This window comes from Synechococcus sp. CS-1333, assembly GCF_025128015.1.
Classification (GTDB): Bacteria; Cyanobacteriota; Cyanobacteriia; order PCC-6307; family Cyanobiaceae; genus MW101C3.
In genome coordinates, this window is record NZ_JAHLYO010000002.1 from 1 (window position 1) to 9,297 (window position 9,297).

Here is a 9,297-nt window from a genome sequence, read left to right on the forward strand (position 1 = left end):
GATGCCTGCCGGGAAGATCGCCAGGGTGCCTTTCACGGCTTCCACGTGGTGGTCTTGCCAGTGGAATTCGGTGCCGCCGTCGGGGACGTCGTTGCAGTAGAGGATCCAGGCCAGCAGGCGGCGGATCGGCTCGGTGGCCTCCTCGCTGGTGGTCCAGTCGCAGTGCCAGGCGTGGAAGGCTTCGCCGGGGGCGTAGCGCTGCAGGTTGAAGATCGGCAGCACGAACAGCGCCTGCTCTGGCGCACACTGGCGCAGCAGCGGACGCTCCTGCAGGTAACGCTCCAGCCCGGCGTTTACGCCGCGCACGATCACCTCGGCCAGGGCGTAGGCCTCCGGATCGCTGCGGTCGATCGCCACCAGGCTGATGTCGGTCGACACCTTGGCAGGTGTGGCGCCAGCACCGGTGGCAGCGGCAGCATCGCTACCGCCCTGCGGCTCACCGAAGGCGACGCCGCGGCGCTGCAGGTCGGCGCGGCGTTCGTAGAAGGCGCAGATGCCGTCGGCGAGAGCCGCGTAGCCGGCGTTGCGGTAGGTGCCGATCAGGTTCATGCTTGAGCAGCGTCGGTGGAGCCGGCAGCTTCGGCCACCTTGCTGGCCCAGGGCACGGCCACCAGACCCTCCAGCTGCTGCCAGCCGGCTGGACCCGCCACCAGCTCGTTGAGCCCGACGCGGGCCAGCGCTTCGGCCACCCGTTCGGGCGGCAGCGCCACCGAGGGGTGTAGCGGCAGCACCACCACCTGGCTGTCGGCCGGATCGGCCAGCAGGCGCAGCTCCAGATCCTCCAATGTCCGCTCGAAGAATGTCTGCCGCAGGGTGCGGGCCAGGGTTGGCTCCAGCGCCGCCGCGAACTGGCGCAGGCCCTCGTCGTCGCCGCTGCAGCCGCAGCTGAGTGCCAGCCAGATCATCAATTTCGCCCAGCTCTCGGTGGTCCACAGCGGCGGAAAGCTGCTGCGGTGCTGGCGCACCAGCTCGTCGATGGCGAACTGAAACAGCGCCGCCTGCAGCTGTTCAGGAGCGGATGCGGTGGGAGGGGCTGACATTCAGGGTGCAGCGGGACCTGCCGCCAACACTGCCACCGCCAGCGGCCGGCTCGCCTGGTACACCTCCTGGCCGAACACGTTCTGCACCACGAACAGCAGCACGAAACCGATCACCGCCGCGATCAGGGGCGTGGTGATCCAGCCGGAGGCGATGCCGCCCAGCACGCCCCAGCGGATCTGGCGCACCCCCTTCATGCCCTGCAGCAGGCCGATGCCCAGCACCGAACCGATCACCGCCTGCGAGCCCGACACCGGCAGCAGCGGAATCGTGGGCAGCCCCCAGCTCGCCAGCAGGCTCTCCAGCGCCGTGGAGGAAAACAGAAACAGCACCAGCGAATGCGACACCACAACCACCAGCGCCGCCAGAGGGGAGAGGGTGAGCAGGCTGTCGCCCACGGTCATCATCACGCGGCGGGAATAGGTGTACACACCCACCGCCACGGCGATGGCACCGATCAGAAACAGCTGCTCCACCGACGACACCTCGAACGTCCCGAAGCTGAGATCACGGAACGGTGAGGCCTCCACGAAGAAGCCCATCACATTGCCGATGCCGTTGGCGCCGATCGCGTAGGAGCCGAAGATCCCCGCCAGCAGCAGGCCGCTGCGGGTGTTGCGATCGAGCGAGAGCAGGTGTGGCCGCGTGAGGCTGATCCAGGCCACCAGCAGCTTGTACATCACCATCGCGAAGATCGCCCCGAGCACTGGCGACACCACCCAGGTGGCCGCGATCCGGCCCAGCGTGCCCAGGTTGGTGGGGGAGCCACTGAACAGGTTCCAGCCGATGATCGAGCCCACCACCGCCTGGCCGGTGGAGGCCGGCAGCCCCACAGCGCTCATCCAGGCCACCGTGAGCGCCGCGGCCAGGGCGGCGGTGAACGCCCCCGGCAGCGCGTTGATCGCGCCCAGCTGGCTGAGCCCCTCCGCGGCGCCGCTGCCGCTGGTGACCGCCCCGATGATCACGAACGTGCTGCAGAGAAAGGCGGCGGTGGGGAAGCGGATCATCCGCGTGGCCACCGCGGTGCCGAAGGCGTTGGAGGCGTCGTTCGCGCCCATCGACCAGCCGAGGAACAGGCCGCTGGAGAGAAAGATGAGCGTGACGATCAGGGCCATGGTCAAGGCGGCGGCTCAGAGGGATCGCTTGATCGCGAAGATGGAAAGGTCGTCGCCGATGTTCTCCGCCTTGTCGGCCAGGGCATCGAGCATGGCCGCCGTTTCCCGCAGCAGCGTGCGCTGCTCGAAACTCAGATCGGCGGCCACGATCCGGCGTTTGAGCTTGTAGGCGAGTCGGTCTGTTTCGTCCTCGAACACCCGCACCTCGTTGAGGTGGTCGCGCACCGCCGCCGGGGTGCGGAAGAAGGTGCGCGCCGCCACCAGCACCGCCTGCACGCCGCGGATCGCCATCGCCGTGAGTTCGGCGAAATCCGTGCCGAATTCCGGCAGCCGCTGGGGTTGCACGATCATCAGCTCCTCAAAGTCGTCGCCCATGTCATCGAGCAGGGCGAACAGGCTGCCGAGCAGCCGCAGCACATCGCCGCGGGCATCGGGCAGCAGCATCTCGGTGTAGAGCATGGTCACGATCGTGCGGCGCAGTTCACTGCAACGCCGTTTGATCTCGGTGAGCTGGTTGAGCCTCTCCAGGCAGACCGTTTCTTCTTCACTGCCGCAGAGATAGGCCTTGAGGCCCAGCTCCCCCACGATCACCCCTTCGGCGATCTTGTCGAGGAACTCGTCGATCAGGCCTTCCAGGAAGCGGGTCTTGCCGAACAGCGGTGGAGTCTCATTCGCCACCTGTCAACCTCTCCCCGATCCAGCCGTGCCTGCACCGTACCCGCTGCCGCTGGCTCGGGCCACGGCGCCGCTCAGTCGTCGAGCGCCACCAGGTCGCGCAGCTGGCCGGGGTCGAGCCCGCCGAGCCATTCCTCGCCGCTGCCGATGATGTCTTCGGCCAGGCGGGCTTTCTCGCGGATCATGCGGTCGATCTTCTCCTCCACCGAGCCGCTGGTGATGAACTTGTGCACCATTACCCGGTTGGTCTGGCCGATGCGGTAGGCGCGGTCGGTGGCCTGGTTCTCCACCGCCGGGTTCCACCAGCGGTCGATGTGGAACACATGGCTGGCGCGCGTGAGGTTGAGGCCCACCCCACCGGCCTTCAACGACAGCAGGAACAGCTGCGGGCCGCGCGGATCCTCCTGGAAGCGGTCGACCATCGCCTGCCGCTCGCTCTTGCTGCTGCTGCCATACAGGAAGGGCACCTCCTGGCGGAAGCGCTGCTGCAGGTGGACCTGCAGCAGGTGGCCCCATTCGGCGAACTGGGTGAACAGCAGCGCCCGATCGCCCGCTTCGATCACCTCCTCCACGATCTCGTCGAGGCGTTGCACCTTGGCGGAGCGGCTGGCGAAGCCGCTGCCCACGCCGGTTTCCTTCAGCGCCAGCGCCGGGTGGTTGCAGATCTGCTTCAGCTTGGTGAGCAGCGCCAGCACCTGGCCGTGCTTCTGGCCCAGCGGCGCCCGGGCGATGGCATCGAGGCTGTCGTCCACCGTCTTGCGGTAGAGCGTCACCTGCTCCGGCGAGAGCCCCACCCACTCGTTCAGCTCCACCTTCTCGGGCAGGTCGGAGATGATCGATTTGTCGGTCTTGAGGCGCCGCAGGATGAACGGCCCCACGCGTGCCTTGAGGTCGCGCAGGGAGGCGGTGTCGCCGTAGCGCTCGATCGGCAGTCGGTAGCGCTGGCGGAAGAATTCCTCCTCGCCCAGCACGCGCGGGTTGAGGAAATCCATCAGCGCCCACAGCTCGCTCACCCGGTTCTCCACCGGCGTGCCGGTGAGGGCGATGCGGAAGCGGCTCTGCTTGCCCGCCCGCGCCAGATCCCGCGCCGACTGGCTCTGCTTCGAGCTGGGGTTCTTGATCGCCTGCGCTTCATCGATCACCATCCCCTGCCAGTCGATCGCCGCCAGCAGTTCGTTGTCGCGTTGCAGCAGGCCGTAGCTGGTGAGCAGCAGATCCACCCCCTTGAGCGCCTTCTTCAGGGCGGCGTCGGTGGCGGGGCGGCGCGGCCCGTAGTGCTCACGCACCTCCAGTTCGGGCGTGAAGGCCGCCGCCTCCCGCTTCCAGTTGGTGAGCACGGAGGTGGGCGCCACCAGCAGCACCGGTCGCTTCAGCTCCTGCTCCGCCTTGAGGTGCTGCAGGAAGGCCAGCAGCTGGATCGTCTTGCCCAGGCCCATGTCGTCGGCCAGGCAGGCGCCCTGATCGAAGCGGTGCAGGAAGGCCAGCCAGCCCAGGCCCCGTTCCTGGTAGGGGCGCAACTGGCCGGCGAATCCTTCCGGGGCGGGCAGCGGATCGGGGGCCTTCTGCTGGTGGTATTGCTCCAGCACCGCCTGCAGCCGTGGCCCCGCCGTGAAGCGGTGCACCGGCAGCCGCTGCAGCGTTTCCCCTTCGTTGCCCGTCACCCGCAGGGCGTCGTCGAGGCTGAGCGGTGGATCGAGGGCGCAGAACTTCTCGGCGTTGCGCAGATCGCCGGGGCGCAGTTCGATCCAGGCCCCCTTGTGCTGCACCAGCGGGCTGCGCTTGCCCGCCAGCCGCTCCAGATCGCGCAGGCTCAAGGTGACGCCGCCGATCATCAGCTCCCAAGTCCATTCGAGCGATTCGCCCAGGCTGAAACCGCGCGAACTGGGCGGCAGATCCGCCGTGATCGATAGCCCCAGGCGGCTGGCCAGGCCGCCGCTCAGGCTCGGCGGCAGCACCACGCCCACGCCCACGTCGCGCAGGCGGGCGGCGGCGGTGCGCACCAGCACGAAGGCTTCGGCAGGCGTCAGCGCCATCTGCTCCGGTGTGGCCGTGTCGAGGCCGCGCTCGATCGGCTCGAACACCTGCAGGGCCCGGCCCAGGCCCTCCAGCAGCAGCTCACCCGGCTGCTGCACGGCGATTTCGCCCAGCTGCACGGTGCCGGCTCCGGCCGACCACACCGCTGTCGCCGCCATTTTCAGGCTCGGGTCGGCTTCCCCCTGCAGGCTGAAGCGCAGCGGCCAGAGCTCGTCGCCTTCCGCCGGAATCTCCAGCTCCAGGCAGGTGTGGGCCGGCGCCACACGGCCGGCCACCGCTTCCCGCCAGTGGTGGGTGGCGGTGGCGAGCCGTTCCGCGTCCTCCGCCGACAGGTCGAGCCGCCCATCGCCGGGGCCGAGTGCCCGCTGCCAGGCCGCCAGCAGCGGATCCAGCCCTTCGGTGGCCGGCACGAAGCTCTCGCGCATCTGGCCATCGAGCAGATCGGCGAGGATCGCCACCACCCGCAGCCGGCCGGATCCCGGCCGCCAGCAGGCCAGCGGCGCGGCGCCATTCCCGACGCCCATGCCGGCACCCAGGCCACCGCCAGCACCTCCGCCCCCGCCAGGGCCGTTGCCGGAGGGGGCCAGCGCCGCCACCGCCACCTGGGGCAGCTGCGCGGCCAGATCTTCCAGCCGGCGGCGATCCTCCTCCCGGTTCAGCAGCGGCACCCAGCGGGCCCGGCCGCCTGCGCCGCCGGCGCTGGGTTCCACCTGGGGCAACCAGCGGCCGCGGGCGATCAGGCTCAGCGCCCAGCGCTGCAGGTGGCTCCACCAGCGCAGTTCATCGGCCAGATCGGGGTGATGGCCGGAAAGGGGCAGCTGCCCCAGCCAGTCGGCGGCGGCGGCGGGCTTGAGCCAGAGGCCCTCCACCTGCCACGGCCACCAGCTGAGCGCTTTTGGGATCGGCTCACCGGCCTGCAGCGGCAGGCCACTCCAGGCGGCGCTGCCGCTGCTCTTGCTGCCGCGGGCGTTCTGGCTGCGGCTCGGCAGGGTGAGGGTGGCCACGGCGGGGCGGAAGGCCTCAGACCAGAGCGCGTGCTCTTCCAGCCAGGCGCCCAGGTCGTCCTGGTCGAGGCTGAGCGGGTGGGGCTCCGGCGTGCGTTTCGGCGTCACCGGCGCCGCCACCCGCCAGGTGTCAGCCCAGATCAGCAGACCGGGCCGGTCGAAACTGCCCACCGTCGCCCCTGCGGCGATACCGGAAGTCAGCCAGGTGGCATGCAGCAGGCTCATGGCCGGGGGGTCAGGGCCTGATCAAGGCCGAAGTGCGGGCAGCAGACGCTGGGCACCTTGCAGCAGCAGGGCAGCGCCCGCGACAGGCAGCCAGAGGGGCAGCCAGGCACGGATCAGCGCCATCATCAACGACGACAGCCCCGGCGCCAGGCCCTGGCCCCACGCCAGCGGCCCGAACGGGGGCAGATCCAAGGCGGCGCCAAGGCTGAGCAGGCCGCACACCGCCCCCACCAGCCCCGCCTGCAGGTGCCCGTCATCCGGGTCGACGCGCTGCAGGTGAAAGGCCAGCAGGCCGTAGAAGAAGCCGCAGCCCCCGGCCCGCAGGGCCGGTTCCAGGCCCCCGCCCAGGCCGAGAGCCGCCGCCGCGCCCCCGGCCAGCAGCGCCCAGCTGATCGATTGCAGCCGCAGGCGTGCGCGGGGCTGTGGCGTTGGCCTGGGCTGCGCCGGAGGCTGGGGCTGGTCGGAGGCGGGCAGCACAGCGACGGCGGGGCGGGCGCAGCGTAAGGTGCCGCCCCGGATCCGGTCAGGGGGGCGCTCGCCGAAGATGGGCGCTTCGCATTGTTTCGCCGCGACGGGCCATGGCTGCCGCACCTTCTCCCAGCGCCTCCCCGGCGGCCCAGCCGCGTCCCCGCAGCGGCGCCGAGATCCGCGAGGCATTCCTGGCCTTCTATGCCGCCCGCGACCACCGGCGCCTGCCCAGCGCCTCGCTGGTGCCGGACGACCCCACCGTGCTGCTCACGATCGCGGGCATGCTGCCCTTCAAGCCGGTGTTCCTGGGGCAGGCGCCGCGGCCGGCGGCGCGGGCCACCACCAGCCAGAAGTGCATCCGCACCAACGACATCGAGAACGTGGGTCGCACGGCGCGGCACCACACCTTCTTCGAGATGCTGGGCAACTTCTCCTTCGGCGATTACTTCAAGGCCGAGGCGATTGCCTGGGCCTGGGAGCTGAGCACCGAGGTGTTTGGCCTGGATCCCCGCCACCTGGTGGTGAGCGTGTTCCGCGAAGACGACGAAGCCGAAGCGATCTGGCGCGAGGTCGTGGGGGTGAACCCGAAGCGGATCATCCGCATGGATGAAGCCGACAACTTCTGGGTGTCCGGCCCCACCGGCCCCTGCGGCCCCTGCTCGGAGATCTACTACGACTTCCACCCCGAACGCGGCGATGACGCCATCGATCTGGAGGACGACAGCCGCTTCATCGAGTTCTACAACCTGGTGTTCATGCAGTTCAACCGCGATGCGGAAGGAACGCTCACCCCTCTGGCGAACCGCAACATCGACACCGGCATGGGTCTGGAGCGCATGGCCCAGATCCTGCAGGGCGTGCCGAACAACTACGAAACCGATCTGATCGTTCCGCTGATTCACACCGCTGCCACGCTGGCCGGCGTCGATTACAGCCAGCTCGAGGAGAAGGGCCGCACCTCGCTCAAGGTGATCGGTGACCACAGCCGCGCCATCACCCAGCTGATCTGCGATGGGGTCACGGCGTCGAACCTGGGCCGCGGCTACATCCTGCGGCGCCTGCTGCGGCGGGTGGTGCGCCACGGTCGCCTGCTCGGCATCGATCAGCCCTTCCTGCGCACCATGGGTGAAGCGGCGATCGCGCTGATGGCGCCGGCCTTCCCGCAGCTGCTGGAGCGGCGTGATGCGATCCTGGCCGAGTTGGGCCGCGAGGAGGCCCGCTTCCTCGACACGCTCGAGCGCGGCGAGAAGCTGCTGGCGGAGGTGCTGGCCTCCCGCCCTGCCGCCATCAGCGGCGCCCAGGCCTTCGAGCTCTACGACACCTACGGTTTCCCGCTGGAGCTCACCGAGGAGATTGCCGAGGAGCACGGGCTCACGGTCGACCGTGACGGCTTCGAGGCGGCGATGGAGGCCCAGCGGCAGCGGGCCAAGGCAGCGGCCGTGAGTGTGGACCTCACCGTGCAGGGGGCGGTGGCGGCCGCGGCGGCCGACCTCCCCGACACTCGCTTCGAGGGTTATGGCGCCCTGGAGCATCCCAGCCAGGTGCTGGCGCTGGTGGTTAACGGCAGCCCGGCCGAGCGGGCGGTGGCGGGCGAGGCGGTGCAGGTGGTGCTGGATGCCACGCCCTTCTATGGCGAATCCGGCGGCCAGATCGGCGACCGGGGCCTGCTGCTGGGCGGCGTGCTCGGCAGCGAGGGCGCCGGCGACGCGGGCGTGATCGTGCGGGTGGAGGCGGTGAGCCGCCTGCGCAAGCAGTTCGTGCATCAGGGCCGGGTGGAGCGCGGCAGCCTGGGCCTCGGTGATCGGGTGATCGCCCGGGTCGACCGGGCCTGCCGCCGCCGCGCCCAGGCGCATCACACCGCCACCCACCTGCTGCAGGCGGCGCTCAAGCAGCTGGTGGATCCCGCGATCGCCCAGGCGGGTTCGCTGGTGGATTTCGATCGCCTGCGCTTCGACTTCCACTGCCCCCGCGCCGTGAGCCGTGAGGAGCTGGAGCGGGTCGAGGAACTGATCAACGGCTGGATCGCCGATGCCCACGAGCTGGAGGTGCAGGAGATGGAGCTGGAGCGGGCCCGCGCGGCCGGGGCGGTGGCGATGTTCGGCGAGAAGTACGACGCCCAGGTGCGGGTGGTGGATGTGCCGGGGGTGTCGATGGAGCTGTGCGGTGGCACCCACGTGGCCAACACCGCCGAGATCGGCCTGTTCAAGATCGTCAGCGAAACCGGCGTGGCGGCCGGCATCCGCCGCATCGAGGCGGTGGCGGGTCCGGCGGTGCTGGCCTACCTGAACGAACGCGAGGCGGTGGTGCGTGAACTGGGCGACCGCTTCAAAGCCCAGCCCGCTGAAATCGTGGAGCGGGTGAGCGCTATGGCCGAGGAGCTCAAGGCCACCGGCAAGGCCCTGGCCGCCGCCCGCGCCGAACTGGCACTGGCGAAGGCGGCGGCGCTGGCGGCCCAGGCGGAACCGCTCGGCTCCTTCCAGCTGCTGGTGGCCCGCCTCGATGGCGTGGAAGGCGCCGGTCTGCAGGGGGCGGCCCAGCAGCTGCAGCAGCAGCTGGGTGAGGGGGGCGCGGTGGTGCTGGGCGGCCTGCCTGATCCCGCCGACCTCACCAAGGTGATCCTGGTGGCCGCCTTCGGCGCGGCGGTGGTGCAGGCGGGCGCCAAGGCGGGCGCCTTCATCGGCACCATCGCCAAGCGCTGCGGCGGTGGCGGTGGCGGCCGCCCGGCCCTGGCCCAGGCC

Annotated in this window: 7 protein-coding genes; 1 reads left to right on the forward strand and 6 read right to left on the reverse strand. The window is 70.3% G+C overall.

From position 1 onward, the window contains the following. The 6 genes from KQ303_RS00205 to KQ303_RS00230 all read right to left on the reverse strand — a co-directional run. The coding region (locus KQ303_RS00205) for a 2OG-Fe(II) oxygenase (RefSeq protein ID WP_259728679.1) at window positions 1–549 on the reverse strand (549 nt) is incomplete at its 3' end. Further along, the gene (locus KQ303_RS00210; RefSeq protein ID WP_259728680.1) at window positions 546–1,040 is read right to left on the reverse strand and encodes a protein phosphatase; all 495 of its coding nucleotides are present in this window, start codon (window positions 1,038–1,040) and stop codon (window positions 546–548) included. The genes KQ303_RS00210 and KQ303_RS00205, both read right to left, overlap by 4 nt. Continuing rightward, on the reverse strand, window positions 1,041–2,153 hold the full coding sequence (locus tag KQ303_RS00215; protein ID WP_259728685.1) for an inorganic phosphate transporter: 1,113 nt from the start codon (window positions 2,151–2,153) through the stop codon (window positions 1,041–1,043). A gap of 15 nt (window positions 2,154–2,168) precedes the next feature. Next, window positions 2,169–2,831, reverse strand: a complete 663-nt coding sequence (locus KQ303_RS00220; protein WP_259728681.1) for a DUF47 domain-containing protein — start codon at window positions 2,829–2,831, stop codon at window positions 2,169–2,171. Window positions 2,832–2,902: 71 nt separating this feature from the next. Continuing rightward, on the reverse strand, window positions 2,903–6,091 hold the full coding sequence (locus tag KQ303_RS00225) for a DEAD/DEAH box helicase (protein ID WP_259728682.1): 3,189 nt from the start codon (window positions 6,089–6,091) through the stop codon (window positions 2,903–2,905). Between the two features lie 21 nt (window positions 6,092–6,112). Next, window positions 6,113–6,565 (reverse strand): hypothetical protein, encoded by a 453-nt coding sequence (locus tag KQ303_RS00230; protein WP_399232457.1) that lies wholly within the window; start codon window positions 6,563–6,565, stop codon window positions 6,113–6,115. 104 nt (window positions 6,566–6,669) lie between these two features. Between KQ303_RS00230 and alaS the strand changes: the two genes are divergently transcribed. Beyond that, window positions 6,670–9,297: alanine--tRNA ligase (gene alaS, locus KQ303_RS00235; RefSeq protein WP_259728684.1), on the forward strand; the 2,628-nt coding region annotated here is incomplete at its 3' end.